The sequence below is a fragment of the Cellulosimicrobium sp. GQ32 genome (assembly GCF_059758455.1).
This window is the reverse complement of the sequence record NZ_JCAXEP010000002.1, coordinates 61,779-83,448: the sequence shown is the minus strand read 5'-3', so window position 1 is coordinate 83,448 and position 21,670 is coordinate 61,779. Positions and strand designations below refer to the sequence as shown.

The 21,670-nt window shown below is 74.8% G+C and carries 22 protein-coding genes, 1 tRNA gene and 1 pseudogene; 16 read left to right on the top strand and 8 right to left on the bottom strand.

The window, feature by feature from the left end; translation table 11 throughout:
- Nucleotides 1-29 precede the first annotated feature (29 nt).
- On the top strand, nucleotides 30-263 hold the full coding sequence (locus AC6CH9_RS04045) for a DUF5703 family protein (RefSeq protein WP_009861400.1): 234 nt from the start codon (nucleotides 30-32) through the stop codon (nucleotides 261-263).
- Nucleotides 264-273: 10 nt separating this feature from the next.
- Nucleotides 274-1,107 carry a fructosamine kinase family protein gene (locus AC6CH9_RS04040; RefSeq protein WP_498153766.1) on the top strand — a complete coding sequence of 278 codons (834 nt, stop codon included), beginning with the start codon at nucleotides 274-276 and terminating at the stop codon, nucleotides 1,105-1,107.
- Nucleotides 1,108-1,126: 19 nt separating this feature from the next.
- Here the strand turns inward: AC6CH9_RS04040 and AC6CH9_RS04035 are convergent, their stop codons facing one another.
- The 3 genes from AC6CH9_RS04035 to AC6CH9_RS04025 form a co-directional block, all read right to left on the bottom strand.
- Nucleotides 1,127-2,506, bottom strand: coding sequence for a M20/M25/M40 family metallo-hydrolase (locus tag AC6CH9_RS04035; RefSeq protein WP_498153765.1), 1,380 nt, complete (start codon nucleotides 2,504-2,506; stop codon nucleotides 1,127-1,129).
- A 432-nt stretch (nucleotides 2,507-2,938) separates the two neighbouring features.
- The gene (locus tag AC6CH9_RS04030) at nucleotides 2,939-4,657 is read right to left on the bottom strand and encodes a multicopper oxidase family protein (RefSeq protein ID WP_498153764.1); all 1,719 of its coding nucleotides are present in this window, start codon (nucleotides 4,655-4,657) and stop codon (nucleotides 2,939-2,941) included.
- Nucleotides 4,658-4,898: 241 nt separating this feature from the next.
- Nucleotides 4,899-5,357, bottom strand: coding sequence for a hypothetical protein (locus AC6CH9_RS04025; protein ID WP_498153763.1), 459 nt, complete (start codon nucleotides 5,355-5,357; stop codon nucleotides 4,899-4,901).
- A gap of 167 nt (nucleotides 5,358-5,524) precedes the next feature.
- On the opposite strand from AC6CH9_RS04025, the gene AC6CH9_RS04020 reads away from it, so the two are divergent.
- Nucleotides 5,525-6,853, top strand: coding sequence for a sensor histidine kinase (locus AC6CH9_RS04020; protein ID WP_498153762.1), 1,329 nt, complete (start codon nucleotides 5,525-5,527; stop codon nucleotides 6,851-6,853).
- Nucleotides 6,850-7,569 (top strand): response regulator, encoded by a 720-nt coding sequence (locus AC6CH9_RS04015; protein ID WP_498153761.1) that lies wholly within the window; start codon nucleotides 6,850-6,852, stop codon nucleotides 7,567-7,569. The genes AC6CH9_RS04020 and AC6CH9_RS04015 overlap by 4 nt, the downstream gene beginning before the upstream one ends.
- A 91-nt stretch (nucleotides 7,570-7,660) precedes the next feature.
- Here AC6CH9_RS04015 and AC6CH9_RS04010 read toward each other — a convergent pair whose 3' ends face one another.
- The 3 genes from AC6CH9_RS04010 to ald all read right to left on the bottom strand — a co-directional run bounded on the left by AC6CH9_RS04010 (nucleotide 7,661) and on the right by ald (nucleotide 11,741).
- Nucleotides 7,661-9,814: a M3 family metallopeptidase gene (locus AC6CH9_RS04010; RefSeq protein WP_498153760.1), complete on the bottom strand. Its 2,154-nt coding sequence runs from the start codon at nucleotides 9,812-9,814 to the stop codon at nucleotides 7,661-7,663.
- A 77-nt stretch (nucleotides 9,815-9,891) separates the two neighbouring features.
- Nucleotides 9,892-10,527 carry a GNAT family N-acetyltransferase gene (locus AC6CH9_RS04005; RefSeq protein WP_498153759.1) on the bottom strand — a complete coding sequence of 212 codons (636 nt, stop codon included), beginning with the start codon at nucleotides 10,525-10,527 and terminating at the stop codon, nucleotides 9,892-9,894.
- Nucleotides 10,528-10,625: 98 nt separating this feature from the next.
- Nucleotides 10,626-11,741, bottom strand: a complete 1,116-nt coding sequence (gene ald / locus AC6CH9_RS04000) for an alanine dehydrogenase (protein ID WP_498153758.1) — start codon at nucleotides 11,739-11,741, stop codon at nucleotides 10,626-10,628.
- Here ald and AC6CH9_RS03995 point away from each other — a divergent pair.
- From AC6CH9_RS03995 to AC6CH9_RS03985, 3 genes and pseudogenes are all read left to right on the top strand, one after another.
- Nucleotides 11,728-12,600 (top strand): annotated as a pseudogene (locus tag AC6CH9_RS03995) (APC family permease); the annotation flags it as partial. The gene ald and the pseudogene AC6CH9_RS03995 overlap by 14 nt on opposite strands.
- A gap of 142 nt (nucleotides 12,601-12,742) precedes the next feature.
- Nucleotides 12,743-13,183, top strand: a complete 441-nt coding sequence (locus AC6CH9_RS03990) for a hypothetical protein (protein WP_498153757.1) — start codon at nucleotides 12,743-12,745, stop codon at nucleotides 13,181-13,183.
- 74 nt (nucleotides 13,184-13,257) lie between these two features.
- Nucleotides 13,258-13,560: a DUF1905 domain-containing protein gene (locus tag AC6CH9_RS03985; RefSeq protein ID WP_047234660.1), complete on the top strand. Its 303-nt coding sequence runs from the start codon at nucleotides 13,258-13,260 to the stop codon at nucleotides 13,558-13,560.
- 37 nt (nucleotides 13,561-13,597) lie between these two features.
- On the opposite strand, the gene AC6CH9_RS03980 is transcribed toward AC6CH9_RS03985, so the two are convergent.
- The gene (locus AC6CH9_RS03980; protein ID WP_419865536.1) at nucleotides 13,598-14,890 is read right to left on the bottom strand and encodes an AI-2E family transporter; all 1,293 of its coding nucleotides are present in this window, start codon (nucleotides 14,888-14,890) and stop codon (nucleotides 13,598-13,600) included.
- Nucleotides 14,891-15,084: 194 nt separating this feature from the next.
- Here AC6CH9_RS03980 and AC6CH9_RS03975 point away from each other — a divergent pair.
- From AC6CH9_RS03975 to AC6CH9_RS03935, 9 genes are all read left to right on the top strand, one after another.
- Nucleotides 15,085-15,169: transfer RNA gene (locus tag AC6CH9_RS03975), tRNA-Leu, on the top strand.
- Between the two features lie 205 nt (nucleotides 15,170-15,374).
- A complete protein-coding gene (gene sqr / locus AC6CH9_RS03970) occupies nucleotides 15,375-16,619 on the top strand; it encodes a type III sulfide quinone reductase, selenoprotein subtype (RefSeq protein ID WP_498153756.1) in 1,245 nt (414 codons plus the stop codon).
- A 2-nt stretch (nucleotides 16,620-16,621) separates the two neighbouring features.
- The gene (locus AC6CH9_RS03965) at nucleotides 16,622-16,936 is read left to right on the top strand and encodes a TusE/DsrC/DsvC family sulfur relay protein (RefSeq protein WP_452108653.1); all 315 of its coding nucleotides are present in this window, start codon (nucleotides 16,622-16,624) and stop codon (nucleotides 16,934-16,936) included.
- A 9-nt stretch (nucleotides 16,937-16,945) separates the two neighbouring features.
- Nucleotides 16,946-17,485: a DsrE/DsrF/DrsH-like family protein gene (locus AC6CH9_RS03960; protein ID WP_047234663.1), complete on the top strand. Its 540-nt coding sequence runs from the start codon at nucleotides 16,946-16,948 to the stop codon at nucleotides 17,483-17,485.
- Between the two features lie 29 nt (nucleotides 17,486-17,514).
- A complete protein-coding gene (locus AC6CH9_RS03955; RefSeq protein WP_052877814.1) occupies nucleotides 17,515-18,123 on the top strand; it encodes a hypothetical protein in 609 nt (202 codons plus the stop codon).
- Between the two features lie 120 nt (nucleotides 18,124-18,243).
- Complete coding sequence (locus tag AC6CH9_RS03950) at nucleotides 18,244-18,759, top strand: flavodoxin family protein (RefSeq protein WP_197088868.1); 516 nt, start codon at nucleotides 18,244-18,246, stop codon at nucleotides 18,757-18,759.
- Nucleotides 18,756-18,989 (top strand): DUF1918 domain-containing protein, encoded by a 234-nt coding sequence (locus AC6CH9_RS03945; RefSeq protein WP_498153755.1) that lies wholly within the window; start codon nucleotides 18,756-18,758, stop codon nucleotides 18,987-18,989. Before AC6CH9_RS03950 ends, AC6CH9_RS03945 begins: the two co-directional genes overlap by 4 nt.
- A gap of 71 nt (nucleotides 18,990-19,060) precedes the next feature.
- Nucleotides 19,061-19,735, top strand: a complete 675-nt coding sequence (locus AC6CH9_RS03940; protein WP_269430030.1) for a response regulator transcription factor — start codon at nucleotides 19,061-19,063, stop codon at nucleotides 19,733-19,735.
- On the top strand, nucleotides 19,732-20,964 hold the full coding sequence (locus tag AC6CH9_RS03935) for a sensor histidine kinase (RefSeq protein WP_498153754.1): 1,233 nt from the start codon (nucleotides 19,732-19,734) through the stop codon (nucleotides 20,962-20,964). Before AC6CH9_RS03940 ends, AC6CH9_RS03935 begins: the two co-directional genes overlap by 4 nt.
- Here the strand turns inward: AC6CH9_RS03935 and AC6CH9_RS03930 are convergent.
- A complete protein-coding gene (locus AC6CH9_RS03930; RefSeq protein WP_452108655.1) occupies nucleotides 20,930-21,649 on the bottom strand; it encodes an FAD:protein FMN transferase in 720 nt (239 codons plus the stop codon). The two genes, AC6CH9_RS03935 and AC6CH9_RS03930, sit on opposite strands and share 35 nt — an antisense overlap.
- Nucleotides 21,650-21,670 lie beyond the last annotated feature (21 nt).

Here is a 21,670-nt window from a genome sequence, read left to right as displayed (position 1 = left end):
CCGAGACAGGCGAGAGAGGACGGTGGCACGTGGAGGAGAGGCCGACGTCACGTCGGCGGTCCGGATGGGCCGCGCACGGCGGGCAGTACGAGTACCGCGTCCTGACGATCGACCGCTCCACGAGCCGGTCGGACGCGAGCAGGCTGCTCACCGACGAGGCCGAGTACGGACGCTGGGAGCTCGCCCGCACGCGGCTCTACGTCGGGGGCGAGCGCCGCGTCTGGCTGCGCCGCAAGATCATCCGGGTCAGCTCGACCCTGTGACCCCCGGACCATGAGGAGCCCTGGGGGCGCGCCATCGGGCGTCTTCACCAAGTCCCGCACCGACGCGCCCTCGGGGTTCTTCGCGTGCGAGGCCGCAGGGCTCGCATGGCTCGGCGACGCGGGCGGGCCCCGCGTCGCCCGGGTGCTCGACGTGGGCCCGACGCACCTCGGCCTCGAACGTGTCCTGCCCGCCGCGCCGACGCCCGAGGCGGCGCGGGCGTTCGGCCGGGCGCTCGCCGTCGTGCACGACGCCGGTGCCCCCGCGTGGGGCGCACCGCCACCAGGCTGGACGGGCGACGCGTTCTTCGGTCCGCTGGACGACCCGCTGCCGATGCCCACCGGAGCGTGGTCCGACTGGCCGACCTTCTACGCCGAGGCGCGCCTGCTCCCGGTCGCGCGGCAGGGCCGGGACCGCGGCGCCCTCGACGCCGACGACGCCCGCCTGCTCGAACGGCTGGGCGAACGCCTCGCGGACCTCGCCCGCCCCGCGCTCGACGACTCCCCCGCACGCGTGCACGGCGACCTGTGGTCGGGCAACGTGCTCTGGGCCCGGCGCGTCCCCGGCCCGGACGGCGCGCGGGACGCCGTCGAGGCGGTCCTCGTCGACCCCGCCGCGCACGGCGGCCACCGTGAGGCCGACCTCGCGATGCTCGCACTGTTCGGCGCGCCCTACCTCGACGAGGTCGTCGCCGGGTACGACGCCGCGCACCCGCTCGCGCGCGGGTGGCGACACCGGGTCGCGCTGCACCAGGTGTACCCGGTCGCGGTGCACGCGGTGCTGTTCGGCGGCGGCTACCGCGCGCAGCTCCGCTCGTCGGTCCAGGCGCTGCTGGGCGACGCCTGAGCGGTCGACCCGGACGGCGTCAGCAGGTGCGCAGCAGGCGGTCCAGCACGCGCACGCCGAACCGCAGCGAGTCGACCGGGACCCGCTCGTCGACCCCGTGGAACATCCCGGAGAAGTCGAGGTCGCCGGGCAGGCGCAGCGGCGCGAAGCCGTAGCCCGTGATGCCGAGGCGCGCGAGCGACTTGTTGTCCGTACCGCCCGAGAGCGTGTACGGCAGCACGGTCGCCTCAGGGTCCTCGGCGAGCAGCGAGTCCACCATCGCGTCGACCAGGTCGCCCTCGAACGGCACCTCGAGCGCGATGTCCCGGTGGATCTCCTCGACCCGCACGTGCTCGCCCGCGAGCGCGCGCAGCGTCGCGAACCCCTCCTCCTCGTGCCCGGGCAGCAGGCGCGCGTCGATCGCCGCCTCCGCCCGACCGGGGATGACGTTCGCCTTGTAGCCCGCGGTGAGCTGCGTCGGGTTGGAGGTGTGGCGCACCGTCGCCCCGACGAACCGCGACGCTGGGCCGAGCGCGGCGACGAGCGCCGCGACGGACGACGGGTCCTCGGGGTCGTACCGGAGCCCGGTGAGGTCGGCGACGCCCCGGAGCAGCCTGTCGACCGTCGGCGTGAGCGTAGTGGGCCAGTGGTGGGCGCCGATGCGCGCGACCGCCTCCGCGAGCCGCGTCACCGCGTTGTCGTCGTTCACCTGCGACCCGTGGCCCGCGCGGCCCTCGGCGACGAGGCGCAGCCAGGCGATGCCCTTCTCCGCCGTCTGGAGCAGGTAGGCGCGCCGCCCCCCGACCTCGACCGAGAACCCGCCGACCTCGCTGATCGCCTCGGTCGCGCCCTCGAACAGCTCGGGCCGGTGGTCGACGGCGTAGCGCGCCCCGTACACGCCCCCCGCCTCCTCGTCGGCGAAGAACGCGACGACGACGTCGCGCGCGGGCTTGCGCCCCTCGCGCGCCATCTGGCGCACGACCGCGAGGATCATCGCGTCCATGTCCTTCATGTCGACGGCGCCGCGGCCCCACAGCAGGCCGTCGATCTCCTCGCCCGCGAACGGGTCCACGGACCAGTCGGCGGCCTGCGCCGGCACCACGTCGAGGTGCCCGTGGAGCACGAGCGCCGGCCGCGTCGGGTCCGCGCCCTCCAGGCGCACGACGACGCTCGCCCGGCCGGGCTCCGACTCGAACAGCTCCGGCTCGAGCCCGACCTCGTGCAGCAGCCCCATGACGTACTCCGCCGCGCGCCGCTCTCCCGGCCCGGTCCCGTCGCCGAAGTTCGACGTGTCGATCCGCAGCAGCTCCCGGCAGATCCGCACCACCTCGTCCTCCGCCCGCGGCACCGTGCCGGAGGGGACGTCGACGGTCGCCGGGGTGCGGGCGCTGGCCAGGGAGTCCGGGTGCGGAGCGGTCATGGCCACACGCTACCCGCCGCCGTCGGCCCGGCCGACCGCCTCCGCCGCCCGCCCACATCCCGGACATCACCGAGCGAGAACCCCGGTGGGCCGAGGTAGAGCCCTGGTCACGCGAGGTAGAACCGTGGTCCACCGAGGTAGAACGCTCCCCGTTCGGGGTAGAACCGTGGTCGTGTCCGACGGCGGCCGGTCGCCCGTCGCGGTCGGGCCACCGTCGCGGCTGGGTCACCATCCGAGGTGGTCGTCCCCGCCGGCCAGGGCGCGACACCAGGGTGCAGCCGTGAGCGCCGCCGTGCGACGCGAGAGAAGTGCACCGCGACGCGCGAACCACGGCTCTACCTCGCGCAACCACGGCTCTACCTCGCGTGACCACGGCTCTACCTCGCGCAACCACGGCTCTACCTCGCGGGACCACGGCTCTACCTCGGCGGGTCAGTGGTCAGGGTCGTGCTTCCCGTCCGGTGCGAGGGTGTGGCGGGGGCCGGTGCCGTCGCCCGGGAGCGCGCCGGCGTCGTGCTCCTGATGGGTGCCGCCGTCGGGGACGTCGGTACGGGACGGCGCCTGCTCGCCCGGGGCGACGACGACGAGCTGGCCCATCATGCCGCGGTCCTCGTGCGTGAGGAGGTGGCAGTGGAACATGTACGGGGTGGTCGGGTCGGTCGTGCCCTCGGCGGCGTCGAACCGGACGAGCAGGCGCGTCACGTGCCCCGGCTGGACGTAGACCGTGTCCTGCCATCCGGCGAGGTCCGGCCCGGGCGGCTGCCCGGCGACGTCGAGGACGCGGAACTGGACGTCGTGCACGTGGAAGTTGTGCGGGGTGTCGTCGAGCCCGGTGACCTCCCACACCTCGGTCTCGCCGACCGTGACGACCTCGTCGATCCGCGCCATGTCCATGGAGCGCCCGTTGATCGCGGTACCCGCGAGCTGGAAGCGGCGGGTGCGCACGGCGTCGGACTCGTCGAGCGCGTCCGCGGGGTCGGCGGCGCCGAGCGTGCCCGGGACGTCGGGGCTCGGCTCGAGCGTGCCGGCCGCGCGGAGCTCGAGGAGGTCGAGGAGGTCGTCGCCGCCCGAGAAGCGCTCGAACAGCGGGTTGACGCCCAGCTCGGGCGGGAAGCTGCGCAGGACCGCGCGCTGCCCCGGGGCCATGGTCACGACGACCTCCGCCCGGTCGCCCGGGGAGAGGCGCACACGCTCGACCGTCTGCGGGGCGGGGAGCAGCCCGCCGTCGGTCCCGACGAGCTGGACCGTGCCGCCGTCGGCGAGGCCGACGTCGTAGACGCGTGAGTCGGAGCCGTTGAGCAGGCGCAGGCGGACGCGCTCGGTCGTGACGTCGAGGTAGGGCCCCGGGGTGCCGTTGACGAGCACCGTGCCACCGAGCGGGCCGACCGGCGAGAGGAAGGAGACGGCGTCGTCGAGCCGCCCGTCGGCGTGGAAGCTCTTGTCCTGGAGGATGACGGGGACGTCGTCGACGCCGTACTCGTGCGGCAGGTCGGCGGCCGGGCCGTCGGCGGCGGCAGGGTCGTCGAGGAGGAACATCCCCGCGAGCCCCCGGTACACCTGGCTCGCGGTCTGCCCGTGCAGGTGCGGGTGGTACCAGAGCGTCGCGGCGGGCTGGTCGATCGTCCACGTGGGCGACCACGTCTCGCCCGGCTCGACCATCTGGTGGGGGCCGCCGTCCATCGCGGGCGGCAGGTGCATTCCGTGCCAGTGGAGCGTCGTCGTCTCGTCGAGAGCGTTCGTCACGTCGACGCGCACGCGCTCCCCGCGCGCGGCCCGCAGGGTGGGCCCAAGGTAGTCGCCGTTCAGCCCGATCGTCGGAGTGGGGGCGGACGCGCCGAGGTCGGCGACGCCCTCGCGCGCCTCGAGCTCGAAGACGCGCACGCCGTCCTCCACGCGCGACTCCGCGAGCGGCGGGACGGCGAGCGGCCGCGTGAACTCCACGGCTCCCGCCGTGCTCGTCGCGGCGCGCGCCCACGCGACGCCCACGACCACGGCGACGGCCCCGACGAGCAGGACGACGACGAGCCCGAGCACGAGGAGGACGCGGACGAGCGGGCGACGCCGCCGTCGCGGGCGACGTCCGGGCGGTCCGCCGGGTGCCCCGGGGGTCGGGGGGACGGCGGGCGGCGGGGTGGTGTACGTGGTCGTCATCGGGTCTTCTCCAGGGTGGACGACGGCAGGCGGCGGGTGCGGTTCGACGGCGGCCCGGCGGTGCGGGCGACGCTGTCGACGCTAGGTACCGGGCGGTGCCGGGCGCGTCCGCCCGGAAGCGTACGCACGCCCGGAGCCGACCCCGAGCGCGCGCGGTCGCGGCTCGGGGTGGTGCCAGGGACGGGGCGGTCTCGGAGTCGGGGAGGCGGGGTGGCGCGGCGAGACGTCGGCTGGTGGGGCCTCAACGACGTCGGGCCGCGAGGAGACCGAGCGCCACGGCCCCCGCGACCGCGCCCCAGGCCGCGTTGGTGAGCAGCATCGGAACGATCGCGACGGGGTGCGCGACGGGCCCCTGGAGCTCGCCGGTGAGGATCGGCGACAGCAGGGCGCTGAGGATCAGCGCGAGGACGCCGTAGGCGAGCCCGACGGCCACGCCGGTCGCGAGCGGGTGCGCCGGGCGGGCGACGACGATCGCGCCGACCCACACGACCGTGAGCACGAGGGTCGTGAGCAGGGGCGCCGCGGGCCGTCCGATCGCGTCGTCGAGGCCGGTGACGCTCAGGAGCGGTCGGACGAGCGCGAGCGCGCCGAGCCCGAGGACGAGCGGCCAGCTCAGCGAGCGGACCGTCTCGCCGAGCGTGGGGCGCGGCGGGCCGGGCGGGACCGGGCGGTGGGGTGCGGGTCCGGGAGTCGGGTTCATGACGTCGACGCTAGGGAGCGGCGGTGCAGCGCCGCGTCCGCCCCGGCGCGTGACGCGATGCGTCGTCCCGCGCCCCGCGCGTACGCGTCTCGACGTAGTCGACCCCTGACGTGGACCCGCCCCACGACGGACGCGCGTCGGGGTGCGTCTTCCTAGACTCGGTGGTCGTGACGTCTCGCGATCTCCCGCACGACCGGCCCGCCGGGTCGCCTCCCGCGACCCGGCCGTCGCGCTCGTCGCCCCCGCCGTGGCTCGTCGACGCCCTGCTGGGGTTCGCGGTGTTCGACGTCGTCGCGTTCGCCATCGCCGCCGACGTCGGGGGCACGCGGGCCGACCCGTGGGTCGCGTACCCGATCGCCCTCGTGCTGGGGCTCCTCGTGCTCGGCCGGCGCCGCTTCCCCGTCGGGGTCCTCGTCGCGACCGCGCTGGTCATCTGCGCCTACTACACGCTCGACCTGCCCGCGATCGGCCTCGCCCTGCCCGTCTCCGTCGCCCTGTACTCGGCGGCCGTCGCGGGCCGGCTCGGCTGGGCCGTGGGGGTCGCGGCGGCGCTCGTCGTCGCCTCGACGTACTTCCGGCTCGCCGAGGGCGACGACGTCCGGTACGTCGTCGGCTACGAGCTGGCGACGACCGTGGCGCTCATGGCCGCGGCGATCGCCCTCGGGCACGGGTCGTTCACCCGCCGGCAGCGCGACGAGCAGCGGCGCCACGCGGACGCGCTGCGTGAGCAGACGCTCGAGCTCGAGGCCGCCGACCGGCTCGCGCACGACCGGGAGGCCGTCGCCCGCGACCTGCACGACGTCGTCGGGCACCACCTCGCCGTCGTCTCGCTGCACGCGGCCGTCGCCCGCGAGGCACTCGACGACGTGGACGCCGTCGGTGCCGCACAGTCGGACGCGCTCGCGACCGCGCGGGCCGAGCTCGAGCTCGTCCGGACGGCCACGACGACCGCCTTGGCGGACCTGCGCGCCACGGTGCGCGCGCTGCGCGGGACGGCCGCGCCCGCGGGGCTCGCGGACCAGGCGCGCATCGACCGGCTCGACGACCTCGCGCGCACGGCCCGGTCGGCCGGGCTCGACGTCACCCTCGACGTCGACCTGCCCTCGGGGACCGCGGAGGGTACCGCCGCGGGCGCGGCGGCGTACCGGGTCGTCCAGGAGGGCCTGACCAACGTGCTGCGGCACGCCGGCGCGCACGCCGCCGTCGTCCGCGTGGCGTTGGAGCGTGCGCCTGGTGCACCGGGCGACGTGCTCGCGGTCGAGGTGCGCGACGACGGCCCCGGGGCACGGGGCGCGGGTGACGCCACGGACCGTGGCGGGCTCGGGCTGCGCGGGCTGCGCGAGCGCGTCGCGGTCCTGGGCGGCACGGTCGAGACCGACACGCCCGACGGCGGCGGGTTCCGGCTGCGGGCGCGCGTGCCGGTCACGCCCGGCGCCGCGGTGCGCGGGACAGCCGCCGTGCGGGGCCCGCAGTCCTCGGGCGGGGGTGCCCCGTGATCCGCGTCGTGCTGGTCGACGACCAGCCCCTCGTGCGGACGGGCATCCGCGCGCTGCTCGAGCGCGCGGACGACGTCGAGGTCGTCGGCGAGGCGCCCGACGGTCGCGAGGGCGTCGCGCTCGTGCGCCGCGTGCGCCCGGACGTCGTGCTCATGGACCTCCAGATGCCCGTGCTCGACGGGATCGCGGCCACGCGGCAGATCGTCGACGACGCGGCCCCCGGCTCGGGGCTACCGGACGGCGCGACGGGCGCGGACGGGGCGGCGGCCGGACCGCGCGTCGTGGTCCTCACGACGTTCGACGACGACGCGAACCTCTTCGCGGCGCTACGGGCGGGGGCGTCGGGCTTCCTGCTCAAGGACGCGAGCCCGGACGAGCTGCGCGGCGCGGTGCGCACGGCCGCGGCGGGCGACGCGCTGCTCTCCCCCGCGGTGACGGCGCGCGTGGTCGCGCAGGCGGTGGACGCCGGGCGACGGGACGAGGCGCTCGTCGCCGCGGTCGCCGACCGGCTCACGGACCGCGAGCGCGAGGTGCTCGCGCACGTCGGCCGCGGCCTGACGAACGACGAGATCGGCGCGGCCCTGTTCATGAGCCCGGCGACGGCCCGCACGCACGTGGGCCGCATCCTCGCCAAGCTGGGGGTGCGGGACCGGGCCGGTCTCGTCGTCGTCGCCTACGAGACCGGCCTGGTCCGCCCGGGCACCCCGCCCAGGTAGAGCCGAGGTCCGCGAGGTAGAGCCCTGGTCATGACCAGGGCTCTACCTCGCGCTACCACGGCTCTACCTCGCGACGGGAGGGGCCCACACCTCAGGCGTCGAGACCGCGGCGGGCGAGCAGCGGCGCGATGTCGGCGTCGCGGCCGCGCAACTCGCGGAACGACTGCAGCGGGTCCTGCGAGCCGCCGCGCGCGAGCAGCACGCGGCGGAAGCGCTCGCCGTTCTCGCGCGACAGGCCGCCGTTCTCGCGATACCACTCGACGGTGTCGGCGTCGAGCACCTCCGACCAGATGTAGGAGTAGTACCCGGCCGCGTACCCACCCCCGAACACGTGGTTGTAGTACGTGGTGCGGTAGCGCGGCGGGACCGGCGCGAACGCGACGCCCGCCGCCTCGAGCGCAGCCGCCTCGAAGGGCACGACGTCCGCCTCGGACGACGGCACGCCGTCGGGCCCGACCTGGTGCCAGGCCTGGTCGAGCAGCGCCGCGGCGAGGTACTCGGTCGTCCCGAAGCCCTCGTTGAACTGACGCGAGGCGAGCATGGTGTCGACCCACTCGGCCGGCATCGGCTCGCCCGTGACGTGGTGCACCGCGTACGAGCGCAGGACCGACGGCTCCCACGCCCACATCTCGTTGACCTGCGACGGGTACTCGACGAAGTCGCGCGGCACCTCCGTGCCGGACTGCGACGGGTAGCGCACGTCGGAGAACAGGCCGTGCAGCGCGTGCCCGAACTCGTGGAACAGCGTGATGACCTCGTCCCAGACGAGCAGCGTGGGCTGCCCGGCCGGCGGCTTGACGATGTTGAGGTTGTTGACGACGACCGGCTTCTGCCCGAGCAGGTGGTTCTGGTCGACGAGGTTGTTCATCCAGGCGCCGCCGCGCTTGGACTCGCGCGTGTACCAGTCGGCGAGGAACAGGCCGAGGCCCTGGCCGGGCTCGCCCGGCGTCTCGGCGTCGAAGACCTCGAACACCCGCACGTCCGGGTGGTAGCCGACGAGGTCGTGGCGCTCGGCGAAGGAGACGCCGAACAGGCGGTTCGCGGCCAGGAACACGCCGTCGTGCACGACGCGCTCGAGCTCGAGGTACGGGCGCAGCAGCGCGTCGTCGAGCGCGAAGCGGTCCTTGCGCACGCGCTCGGCGTAGAACGACCAGTCGGACGCGCGGAGCGTGGCGCCCGGCTCGTCGGCGCGGAGCGCGACCTCGAGGTCGGCAGCCTCGCGCCGTGCGTTCACGACGGCCGCCGGAGCGAGGCGAGCGAGCATCGCGTCGACGGCCTCGGTGGTCTTCGCAGTCGCGTCCTCCGCGACGTACGCGGCGTGGTGCTCGTACCCGAGCAGGCGCGCGCGCTCGGCGCGCAGGCGCACGGTCTCCAGCACGATCTCACGCGTGTCGTGGTCGTCGCCGGTCGCCCCGCGCGACTCCGACGCCCGCTGCACGCGCTCGCGCACGTCGCGGCGCGCGAGCGAGGCGAGGACGCCCTGCTGGGTGGGGAGCTGCATCTCCAGCAGCCACGCTCCCTCGTGCCCGCGCGCGGCGGCGGCCGCCGCCGCTCCCGCGACGGCGTCCTCGGCGAGGCCCTCGAGCTCGGCGCGGTCGGTGACGAGCACGCTCGCCGCGTTGGCCCCCGCGAGGAGCTTGCGGCCGAACGCGGCCTCGAGCGTGGTGAGGCGGCCGTTGAGCGCGCGCAGGCGCTCCTGCTGCTCCGCGTCGAGCTCGACGCCGGAGCGGCGGAAGCGGACCAGGAGCGTGTGCAGCAGCCACGCGGCGTCGGGCTCGAGGGTCTGCTCGCCGGCGTCGACGGCGTCCTGGAGCGCGCGGGTACGCGCGTAGAGGCGCGCGTCCATGTAGATCGCGTCGTGGTGCGCGGCGAGCTCGGGCGCGAACTCCTCCTCGATCTGCTCCAGCCCGGGCGTCGCGTCGGCCGAGAGCTGGTTGTAGAACGCGTTGAGCACGCGCGCGAGGTCCCGGCCCGACCGCTCGAGCGCCGCGAGGACGTTGGCCTCGGTCGGGAGCGCGTCGTCGGTCGCTACAGCCTCGATCGCGGCGCGCTGGGCCGCCGTCGCGGCGCGCAGCGCGGGGAGGTAGTGCTCCTCGCGGATCGCGTCGTAGTCGGGCAGCTCGTACGGCAGCGCGGAGGGGGCGGCGAACGGGTTGGCGGGATCGAGGTCGATCAGGGCGGAGGTGACAGCGGGCGCGAAGGTGGGCGCGGGCGCGTCGGTGCGCGTCGTGGGCTCAGAGGTCATGGTGCCCATCTTGACCCGCGTGCGGGCGCGACGGAAACGCATTCGCGGACGCGCCGGGTCACCGGGTGCGCGGTGCGTCAGGCGGCGCGGCCCGACGACGGCGCGTCCGTCGGCCAGGGCTCGTTCGGCTCACGCGGGTCGTCCGGCAGGAGCGTGCCGAGCCATGCGTCGCGCCGCTCGCCGCGCTGGAGCGCGAACCCGCGCACCGCGCCCTCGACCCGGAAGCCGACCCGCCAGGCGGTGCGCCGCGAGGGCCAGTTGCCGACGTACGCCTGCCAGAAGAGCCGCGCGAGGCCCGCGCCCTCGGGGTCGAACGCCCAGTCGACGGCGAGCCGGCACGCCGCCGTCATGAGTCCGCGGCCCCGCGCCTCCGGTGCCGTCCAGTAGCCGATCTCGGCCGACCGCCGGCCCTCGGGCGCGTCGTCGAGGCTCAGTCCGATCATGCCGAGGAGCCGCCCGGCGCCGTCGCGACCCGGGACGCCCGACGGGCCGGCGCTCGCGCGCACGGCCCACGTCAGGACGTCCCCACGTTCCCACCCGGGGCCGACGTACTCCTGGACGAACTGCACCGCGTCCTCGCGCGCGTACGGGGACGGCACGACCGTCCACGCGGCGACCTCCGGGTCCTGGCACGCGGCCGTGATCGCGTCGACGTCGTCGAGGGTCGGGGTGGACAGATGGACGCGGCCGTCGTCGAGGGCGAAGGGGTGCACCGCCCGAGCCTGGCACGTCCCGGCCCGCGCCGTCACCCGGATTGCCGCCGGCCCCCGCGCGACGACGCCGCCCGTCCGCCCCGCCGGCGCGGGCGGCGTCAGGCGCGCAGGGCGTCCTCCGCGGGCGTCCACGGCAGGTCGTGCGCCGCCGCGACGGCCTCGTTCAGCAGGGCGCCGCGGTGCGTGGACGCGCCCGACCGCAGGAGCGGGACGTCGCGCACGGCGTCCACGCCGCCGTCCGCGAGCGCCGCGAGGTACGGCAGCGTCGCGCTCGTGAGGGCGAGCGTGCTCGTCACGGGGACCGCGCCGGGCATGTTCGCGACGCAGTAGAACGTCGTGCCGTGCACCACGAACGTCGGGTCGTCGTGCGTCGTGGGTCGCGACCCCTCGAAGCAGCCGCCCTGGTCGACGGCGACGTCGACTAGCACGGCGCCGGGTCGCATGCGCGCGACGAGGTCGTCGGCGACGAGGCGCGGGGCGCGCGCACCGGCGACCAGGACCGCCCCGACGACGAGGTCGGCCTCGAGCACCTCGCGCTCGATCGCGTACGCGCTCGACACGACGGTGCGTACGTGCCCCGAGAACTCCTGGTCGACGGCGCGCAGCACGGGCAGCGACAGGTCGACCACGGTCACCTCAGCGCGCATGCCGACGGCGATCTCGGCCGCGTTGCGGCCCGCGGTCCCGCCCCCGAGCACGACGACGCGACCGGGACGCGTCCCGGGCACGCCGCCGAGCAGGACGCCGCGGCCCCCGGCGGGGCGCTGGAGGAGCCAGGCGCCCACCTGGGTCGCCATGCGACCCGCGACCTCGCTCATGGGCGCCAGCAGGGGCAGGGTCCCGTCGGGGGCCTGCGCCGTCTCGTACGCGACGGACGTCATGCCCGCGTCGAGCAAGGCGCGCGTGCAGTCGCCGTCGGCCGCGAGGTGCAGGTAGGCGAAGAGCAGGAGGTCGTCGCGCAGGTGCGCGTACTCGCTCGCGACCGGTTCCTTGACCTTGCACACGAGCTCCGCCTCGCCCCACACCTCCTCCGCCGTCGGCACGACGCGCGCGCCCGCACCCTCGTACTCCGCGTCGGACAGGTGGGAGCCGGTCCCGGCCCCGGACTGGACGAGCACGTCGTGCCCGGCCCGCACGAGGTGGTGGGCGCCGGCGGGTGTGAGCGCGACGCGGTCCTCGTGGTTCTTGACCTCGGTGGGTATGCCGATCCTCATGGTCCAGTGTGGTCGCACCACCCCTCTCCGCGCAGGGTGGCAGGATCTTGCCGGAGAACGACTTCTCTGCCGCTCGTCCCTGGAGCGCCTTGCGGCGAGGGTGGAGCGCGTGGACACGTCGACACCTCTCGCAGCGCCGCGCGCCGCCCCCGACCACGCCGCGCCGGCGATCACCGCTCCCTCGCGCGAGCACGCGCCGTCGGGCACGCTCGGGCTCGCCCGCGGCAGCGCCCTGTACGTCGCGAGCGTGCTCGGCACGGGCGTGCTCGCGCTGCCCGGGCTGGCCGCGCGCGTGGCGGGCCCCGCGTCCGTGCTCGCCGTCGCCCTCGTGCTCGTCGCGAGCGTGCCGCTCGCGGGCACCTTCGCGGCGCTCGCCGCGCGGCACCCCGACCGGGGCGGCGTCGCGAGCGCGGTGCGCGCAGCCCTCGGCCCGACGGCGGCCCGCGCCACGGGCTACTGGTTCTACCTCGGCGTGTGCGTCGGCGTGCCCGTCGTGGCGGTGCTCGGGGCGGAGTACGTCGTCGCGGTGGTCGGTGCGGACCGGGGCGTCGTCCCGGTCGTGGCCATCGCGCTCGTCGTCGTGCCGGCCGTCGCCGTGGGGCTCGGCATCCGCGTGGCGGGCGCGGTCCAGCTCGGGCTCACGTCCCTGCTGCTCGCGGCCGTGGTCGTGGTGGTCGCGGTGGCGGCACCGGCGGTGAGCGGCGAGCGGTTCACGCCGTTCCTCAGCGAGGGCTGGTCCGGCGTCGGCTCCGCGGTGAGCCTGTTCGTCTGGGCGTTCGCGGGCTGGGAGGTCGGTACGCACGTCTCGGCCGACTTCCACGACCCGCGCCGCACGATCCCCGCCGCGACGGGGATCGCGCTCGTCGTCGTGGGGGTCGCCTATCTCGCGCTCCAGGTGACGACGGTGGGGGCCCTCGGGGCCGGAGCGGGTTCCGGGACCGTCGCGCTGCTCGACCTCGCCCGCACGGGCTCCCGCCGCGGGGCCCCTCGTCGTGAGTGTCGTGGCGGCGATCGTCACGTCCGGCGTGCTCACCGCCTACCTCGCGGCCTTCGCGAACCTCGGCCAGGCGCTCGCACGCGACGGCGACCTCCCGCGCCCCCTCGCCGCGCTCTCCGGCCGCGCCGGGGTACCCCGCCGGGCGCTCGCGGTCACGCTCGTCCTGAGCGCGGGATACCTCGCCGTCCTCGTCGCCACGGGCCTCGACCTCGAGCCGTTCGTCCGCGTGCACACGAGCTGCATGGTCGCGGTGTACGCGCTGGGGATGCTCGCCGCGCTGCGGCTGCTCCCCCGCCGCACCGTCGGCTGGTGGCTCGCCGCCGTCGCGACCGTCCTCACCGGCGTCCTGCTCGTCCTCGCGGGGGCGTCCCTCGTCGCCCCGGCGCTCCTCGCCGTCGGCGCCGTCACGGTCACGCTCGTACGGCGCCGGAACGCCACGTCCTGAGCGCGCCGCCCGGCCGCGAGAATCGCCCTCCCGACCCGTTCCCCGCCACGGCGCCGTCCGCTACGGTCGACGGCATGCCCACGTGGACGGACCCGGGCCCGGTGGAGTTCGACGCCGTCGTGATCGCCGCCGGGACTCGGTCGGGAGCGTTCGTGGCGCTCCCGTACGACGCCGTCGACCTTTTCGGCACGCGCGGCCGGGTCCCGGTGGTCGCCGAGGTCGACGACGTGCGATACCACGCCTCGCTCGTCGCCTACGGCGGCCCGCACCTGCTCGCCGTCCTCCGGTCGGTGCGCGCCACGACCGGCAAGGACGTCGGGGACACCGTGCGCGTCGTGGTCCGGCTCGCCGCGGAGGTCTCGGCCGTCCCTCGGTGAGGTCCGCCCCGCCCGGCTCCCGCGGGTCGACCGGGACTCAGTCCACCGCGTCGTCGGCCGTGCGACCCGCCGACCCGGGCAGGGCGTCGCCGAGCGCGATCTCCTTCGCCGTCGGCAGGTCCTCCTCCATGGGCGGGTCCTTGTGCCGCAGGTGCGAGAACACCGACCAGGCGACGGCGACCAGCGGCACGGACACGACCGCCCCGAGTATCCCCGCGAGCAGCGTCCCCGCGGTCACCGCGATCGCCACCACGACCGGGTGCAGCGACACCTGCTTGCCCATGACGAGCGGCTGGAGGATGTGGCCCTCGAACTGCCCGATGAGGGCGATGCCGATCGTCACCACGAGCGCGATCCACAGGCCCTTCGCGGCGAGCGCGACGATCGCCGCGATGATCATCGCGAGCGGCGCGCCGATGATCGGGATGAACGCGCCGATGAACACCAGCACCGCGAGCGGTGCGGCGAGCGGCACGCCCAGGATCCCGAGGAAGATGCCCGCGAGGATGCCGTCCGTGAGCGCGATGATCACCGTCCCGCGCGCGTACCCCGAGAACGTGTACCACCCCGCGCCGCCCGCGATCTTCCAGCTGTCGCGCGAGCGTGACGGGAGCTGGTTGAGGAACCAGGTCCACATGTCCTTGCCCTTGGCCAGGAAGAACACGGTGCAGAAGATCGCGAGGGCGATCGCGGCGAACGCCTCGAACACCGAGCCGGCGCTCGCGGCCGCCTGGCTCGCGATGTCGCCGCCGTGCTCGGTCAGCCACTGCCGACCGTTCTCGATCCAGCCGTTGACGTCGTCCGCGGTGATCGTCACCGGCAGCGGGCCGTTCTCGAGGAACTCGAAGATCTGGTCGATGCCGTTGCTGAACTGGTCCGCGAGACTCTGCCACTGGCCCGCCACCGACGTGATGACGTACGTCAGCAGCCCGGCGATGAACAGCAGCGCGGAGAGGATCGCCAACCCTGTCGCCAACCCCCGGGGCATGACCTTCGCGTAGAAGTCCGTGACGGGCCGCAGGACCGACGTGATGACGAGGGCGAGGAAGACCGCGACGAACACGAGCTGCACCTGCGCCGTGGCGAAGAAGATGAGCGCGACCGCCGCGACGATCAGGAGCAGGCGCCACGACCAGCCCGCCGTCGTGCGCAACCACGCGGGCACCGATTCGTCGTACCCGACGACCGACGGGTTGCGCCGCGCCCCGGCGACCTTCCGCGCCGCGCTCGACGCCCCTGCGAGGTGCTTCACCGACGCCGCCGAGCGGTCCGATCCGGAGCCCGGTCGCGGGGTGGGCACCGCTGCCGCCGGTCGCTGCTCGTCCGTCACACGCGCCTCCGCCCGGTCGTGGCCACCATCCCGCCCAGTGTGCCCCAGGTCGTCCCCTCACGCCGGGTGCCGCACCGGACCGTCCTCCCACGTCGGCCCGGTGCCGGTGGGCGACCGCGATGTGAGGACCACGCCCGAACCGTGCTATGTTTTTCCCCGCACCGGAACGGCGGAAACGCCGGGAAGGTCCACTCGTCCGGGTGGCGGAATGGCAGACGCGCTAGCTTGAGGTGCTAGTGCCCTTTATCGGGCGTGGGGGTTCAAGTCCCCCTCCGGACACTCTGTGAACGGCCCCTGTCCTGCAAGAACGCAGGACGGGGGCCGTTGTCTTTCGTCCACCCCTCGCACCTCGCGTACCTATCCGGTACCGGCCTTCCGGCGTCCGGCGCCCCGGAATACGCACCGGTGCGGGCGGGACCTTCGACCCTGGGGCCAGGACCGCGGCCGCAGAATCCTGAGGGCATCGACGACGATCGGAGCCCTCATGAATCGTCTGGTGATCCTCGGGGCCGGCACCGCAGGGACGATGGCGGCCAACCGTCTACGACGCCGCCTGCCGCGCGACTGGTCCGTCGCCCTCGTCGACCGCGACGACATGCATCTGTACCAGCCGGGCCTGTTGCTGCTCCCGTTCGGGGTCTACGAGCCGCACGACCTGCTGCGGCCGCGTGACCGCTTCCTGCGCGACGGTGTCGAGCTCGTCCTCGCGGAGGTCGAGCGCGTCGACGCCGACGCTTCGCACGTCCGTCTCCGCGACGGCCGCAGCCTGGGGTACGACCTGCTCGTCATCGCTACCGGTACCTCGCCGCGCCCCGATCAGACCCCGGGCATGACGGGCGCAGCGTGGCGACGCAGCATCTTCGACTTCTTCACGCTCGACGGCGCGCTCGCGCTGCGCGACGCACTCGAACGATGGCCCGGCGGCCGTCTCGTCGTCCACGTCACCGAGATGCCGATCAAGTGCCCGGTCGCCCCGCTCGAGTTCTCGTTCCTCGCCGACGCGTACTTCGCGGAGCGCGGGAAGCGCAGCAGCGTCGACCTCACCTACGTGACACCGCTCGAGGGGGCCTTCACCAAGCCGGTCGCCTCGCAGCAGCTGGGCGCGATGCTCGCCGAGCGGGACATCTCCGTGGAACCGGACTTCGTCGTCGACCACGTCGACCCCGATTCCCGGCTCCTCGTCTCCGTGGACGACCGCGAGATCCCGTTCGACCTGCTCGTGACCGTACCGCTCAACATGGGCGACGAGCTCGTCGCGCGCTCAGGTCTGGGTGACGAGCTCAACTACGTGCCCGTGGACAGGTACACCCTGCAGTCGCGCGCACACGCCGACGTCTTCGCGATCGGGGACGCCAACGACATCCCCGCCTCGAAGGCCGGGTCGGTGGCGCACTTCTCCATGGACGGCTTCGTGGAGAACGTCGTAGACCACGTCCGCGGACGGCCCATGACGCACCGGTTCGACGGCCATGCCAACTGCTTCGTGGAGTCGGGACACGGCAAGGGCCTGCTCATCGACTTCAACTACGACACCGAACCGCTGCCCGGGGTCTATCCGTACCCGCGGATCGGCCCGCTCAGCCTGCTCAAGGAGACCCGCGCCAACCACCTGGGAAAGCTCGCGTTCCGCCACTTGTACTGGAACGTGCTGCTCCCCGGGCGGTCGATGCCCGTCCCGTCGCTGATGTCCATGGCCGGCAAGGAGCCTGCCGGCGCCCCGGGGAGGTAGTCATGCCCACGATCGAGATCCACGACAAGATCGTCCACGTCGACGACGAGGGATTCCTCACCGAGTACGGCGAATGGGACGAGGACGTCGCGCGCGTCCTGGCGCAGCAGATCGGCGTCGAGATGTCCGACCGGCACTGGGACGTGGTGCGCTTCCTGCGCCGGGACTACGCCGAACGCGGCGAGACTGCGACCACGCGGCGCGTGGACGTCGTCGGCCACGTCCCCGTCAAGGAGCAGTTCGCGCTGTTCCCGAAGAAGCCCGGCAAGAAGATGGCCTACGTCGCCGGGCTGCCCAAGCCGCACGGCTGCGTCTGAGAGGTCCTCATGACCACCACCGACCGTCCCGGTCTCACCATCGTCCCGAGCTTCGACGACGAGGACGAGCCGGGCCGCAAGCTCGCCATCATCTGCTCCAAGGGCAACCTCGACATGGCCTACCCGGGCCTGATCCTCGGCAACGCCGCCCTCGGCGAGGGCGTCGAGACCCACCTCTTCTTCACGTTCTGGGGCTTCGACATGATCATGCGCTCGCGCGCGGACGACCTGTCCTTCTCCCCCGTCGCGAACACCGCGATGCACCTGCCGATCAAGGACGTGCGCCTGCCGCAGGCGCTGGCTCCCGCCCCGGGAGTCAGCGCGATGACGACTCGCATGATGAAGAAGCAGATGGAAGAGCTCGGCATCCCCCCGGTACCGGAGTTCCTCGACCAGATCGTCGCTGCCGGCGGCCACCTGTGGGCCTGCCGGCTCACGGCCGAGATGCAGAAGCTCGACGCGTCCGACTTTCGCGACGATATCGAGGGCGTGATCAGCGCCGCCGACTTCATCGACAAGACGGCCGGCGCGCAGCTCCTGTTCATCTGACCCGCCGTTGCGGAAGCGAGGTCGACGCCGTGCGCCGCTGGATCGTGCTCTGCGCCACGGCCGAGGCGGTCGGGATGGCGGCCTCGGCCGCCGCTGCCCGCGCCGGCACGGCGCTCGTCACGGCCGGCAGGGGCAGCGTGCTGGCGTGGACGATCGTGGTTCTTGGAGGGCTCGTCGAAGGCACCGCCCTGGGGCTCGCCCAGCGAGCCGCACTCACCCGTCTCGCGCCCACGCTGCACCGGCGCCGCTGGCTCCTGGTGACCGTCGCCGTCGCGGGGCTGGGGTGGGCGGCCGGCTCCGTGCCCTCGGTCCTCGCCACGGACGACGGCGCGACCGCACCGGGACCGGTCGCCGCGCTGGGTGGTGCCGCGGCTCTCGGCCTCGCCATGGGTGCGGTCCTCGGAGCGGCTCAGTCCTGGGTGATGCGACCCGCCACCCAGCACCCGTGGCGCTGGGTCGGTATCAGCGCAGCGGCATGGACTCCCGCGATGGTCCTGATCTTCACCGGCGCGAGCATCACCCCTGCGGACTGGCCGTTGGGAGCGGTGGTGCTCTTCGGGACGGCGACCGGCGCGGTCGCCGGCGCCGTGCTCGGCGCGGTGTGCGGCGCTCTCGCTCCCGCACTGACGGCGCCGTAGCCGTCCCCGCCCTCGTCCGGACGGGGCCGAAGGGCTCTACCGGACCCCGGCGCACCCGCTCACCCTGAGAAGACGACAGCCCACGACACGCACACCAGGGAGGACGTCACGGACATGGTCGTGGTCTACGAGACCCACTTCGGGCAGACCCGCGAGATCGCCGAGGCCGTCCCCGACGGTGCGCGACGGGCCGGGGCGGTCGCGGAAGCCGTCGAGCTCGCGACCGCCGGTCCCGACGTCGTGGCGCGGGCCAAACTGCGGGTCGTCGGCGCACCGACGCACGTGCGTGGCATGAGCCGACCCTGGACGCGGGGCCGGGCGCACGCCCAGGAGGTCGGCACCCAGGGCGAGATCCCCGACGGGGTCCGCGAGTGGCTGGCGACGCTGCCCGAGGGGAAGGGCGGCCCCGCCGCCGCCTTCGACACCCGCCTGCGCTCCCCCGCTGCCGGTGGCGCGATGCACGGCATCGTCCGTGGACTGCGACGCCACGGCTTCACCGTGATCGCCGACGGCGAGGGGTTCGTCGTCGACGGTGCGGAGGGGCCGCTCGGCGCCGGCGAGTCGGACCGCGCACGAGCATGGGGTCAGAGGCTCGCGCGCGCTGTGGCCCCGCGCCGCACGGAGGCCCGGCCATGACTCGCGCAGCCCCAGGGGACCGGATCATCGTCCGGTCCGGCCGGATCGGCGGACACGACCGCGACGGCGAGGTCCTCGAGGCCCGCGGACCGGGCGGGAGCCCGCCCCTCCTCGTGCGCCGGTCCGACGACGGCCACGTGACGCTCTACTTCCCCGGACCTGACACGGTCGTCCACGACGGGACCGGCGACGACCTGACGGCAGACACCATCACGCGCACACCCGCGTGAGACCCTGGCGACGTGATCAGGCGTGGCAGCCTCACGGCGTCAGCACCGCCGCGGCACGGACGGAGTCTGGTGTGAAGGACGACACGCGGGTCTTGGTCGTCGAGGACGACCGCCAGCTTGCGCGGATGCTCGCGGAGATCCTCGTCGGAGAGGGCTACGTGGTCGACGTCGCGCACGACGGACAGCGGGGCCTGCACCTGGGGCTGACCCAGGAGTACGACCTGCTCGTGCTCGACCGTGGCCTGCCCGCGATCGAGGGCCTCGACCTGTTGTCGCGGCTGCGCTCGCGCGGTGTCCTGACCCCGGTGCTGGTCCTGTCGGCGCTGGGCAATCCTGCCGACCGGGTGGTGGGCCTGGATGCCGGGGCGGAGGACTACGTGGGCAAGCCGTTCGACGTCGAGGAGCTCTTGGCTCGCCTCCGCGCCCTACGCCGTCGCACCGAGGCCTCGCCGTCCGGCTCGGGTGTCGTGCGCCTGCCCGGTGGCACGTTCGACGCGGCCTCTCGGCGGGTGACGACCGACGATGGGACCACGGTCGACCTCTCGTCCCGCGAGTCGGTGCTCACTGAGCTCCTGGCCCGGCATCCCCGCCAGGTCTTCCGTCGAGAGGATCTGCTGCACCGGGTGTTCCCCGACGCGACCGACCCCGGGGTGGTGGACACCTACGTCTACTACCTGCGCCGCAAGCTCGGGCGTCAGGCGGTCGAGACCGTGCGGGGCCTCGGGTACCGGTGGGGCGAGCTGTGATCACGGGCGCCGAGCGCGACCTCCTGCGGCGCACGAGCCGGCGACTCGCGATCCAGACGGGCCTCCTCGTGCTCGTGAGCCTGCTCGTGGTGGCGGCGGTCGTGCTGGTCGTCGTGACGCACGCGCTCGGCGAGGCGGACGACCGACGGCTGGAGTCGGCCGCGGCGTCGATCGACGACGTCGCCGACGCGGGCCCGGGGGTCTGGGTCGCCGTGGCCTCTCCGCGCGGAGTCGAGGTCTCGCCCGGGATGCCGTCCGGCCTTCCCGACCTCGACCTCGTCGAGCAGGTGGCCCGCACCGGGACGAGCACGCACGAGCGGGTTACGACGTCCGCGGGGACGTTCGAGGTGCTCACGGTAGGCCGGAGGGAGGGAGTCGTCCAAGCGGTCCTCGACCCGTCCGAGACGCGCGAGGAGCTCGCGCGCCTCCTCGCCGCGCTCGGCGTCGCGACGGCCGTGGGGGTCGTGCTCGCCACCGTCGGCGGCTGGTGGCTCGGGCGTCGCGCCGTCCTCCCGGCCGCCCAGGCCCTCGCGATGCAACGGCGCTTCGTGGCCGACGCGAGCCATGAGCTGCGGACCCCCCTCACCCTGCTCTCGACGCGCGCGCAGCTCCTGCGGCGCCGTCTCGAGCGACCGGGACCGGAGACGCCGGACCAGGTGGCGCGCGACGTCGACGGGCTCCTCGAGGACACGGCCGCGCTGAGCGACGTGCTCGACGACCTGCTGACGGCCGCGGACACGCGATCCGTGGACCTCGTCCCCGTCGACCTCCCCGCGCTGGCCGACGCCGTCGTGCGCTCGGCCGAGGCGCGCGCGGCGTCTCGCTCCGTCGCGCTGCGGCGCGCAGGGATGGACGAGCTCACGGTCGCGGGGGCGCCGGCGGCGCTGCGCCGCGCGCTCACCGCGCTCGTGGACAACGCGGTCGACCACGCGGCGCACGAGGTCGTCGTCACGGTGCGGCGCGCCGGGTCGGCCGCGCAAGCGCTCGTCGACGACGACGGACCCGGTCTGGGCGAGGACGCCGGAGACCTGTTCGCACGCTTCGCCTCCCGGCGCCCCGGTCCGGCCGTGGACGACGACGGCCGGCGCCACTACGGGCTCGGGCTCGCTCTCGTCGCGGAGGTCGCGGCGCAGCACGCCGGCACGGTGGCGGCGACGAACCGTCCCGACGCGCCGCACGGGGCTCGTCTCGTGCTCACGCTGCCGCTCGGCCCGCCGGCCCGTCGCTGACGACCGTCCCGTCCGGGAGGACGGCGAGCACGAGGGCGGCCCCCTGGTCCACCGCCCACGCGACCCCCTCCTCGCCCAGCGCGAGGACGCTCGTCGCGAGGACGTCGGCGGTCGTGAGGTCGGGCGCGACGACGGTCGCCGACAGGAGCCCGCGCGCGGCGGCACCCGTGCGCCCGTCCCACACGTGGAGACCGCGCTCGTACGTCCCCGACGTCGCCACCGCGCCGTCGTGCAGCTCGACCCGCGCCACGAGCTCGTCCGCGCGCAGCGGGGAGCGCACGCCCACCACCCAGGGCCGGCCAGGCTCCGGCCCGCCACGGACGGCGACGTCCCCGCCGGCGTTGAGGCACAGGTCGGAGAACCCCGCGGCGACCAGCCGGTCCACCGCGCGCTGCGCGGCCCAGCCCTTGACGACGCCGTCGGTGTCCAGGGTGCCGTCCGGCCGGTGCACGTCGAACGCGCCCCCGCTCGCGACGCGTGCCGCCTCCGCGAGGTCGAGCACCTCGCGCAGGTCCCGGGAGGGCCGCACGACGAGCCCGCGCCGGTGGCGGGACAGCTCGCTGTCCGCGCGTCGCCCGCTGAACCGCGCGTCCGCGGCGTGGAGCACCGCGAACGCCGCGCGGACCGCGGCCCGCGCGCGCGCGTCGTCGGGCGCGCGCAGGTCCAGCGACATCGGCAGGCCCATGACCGTCTCCGTCCGGCGCAC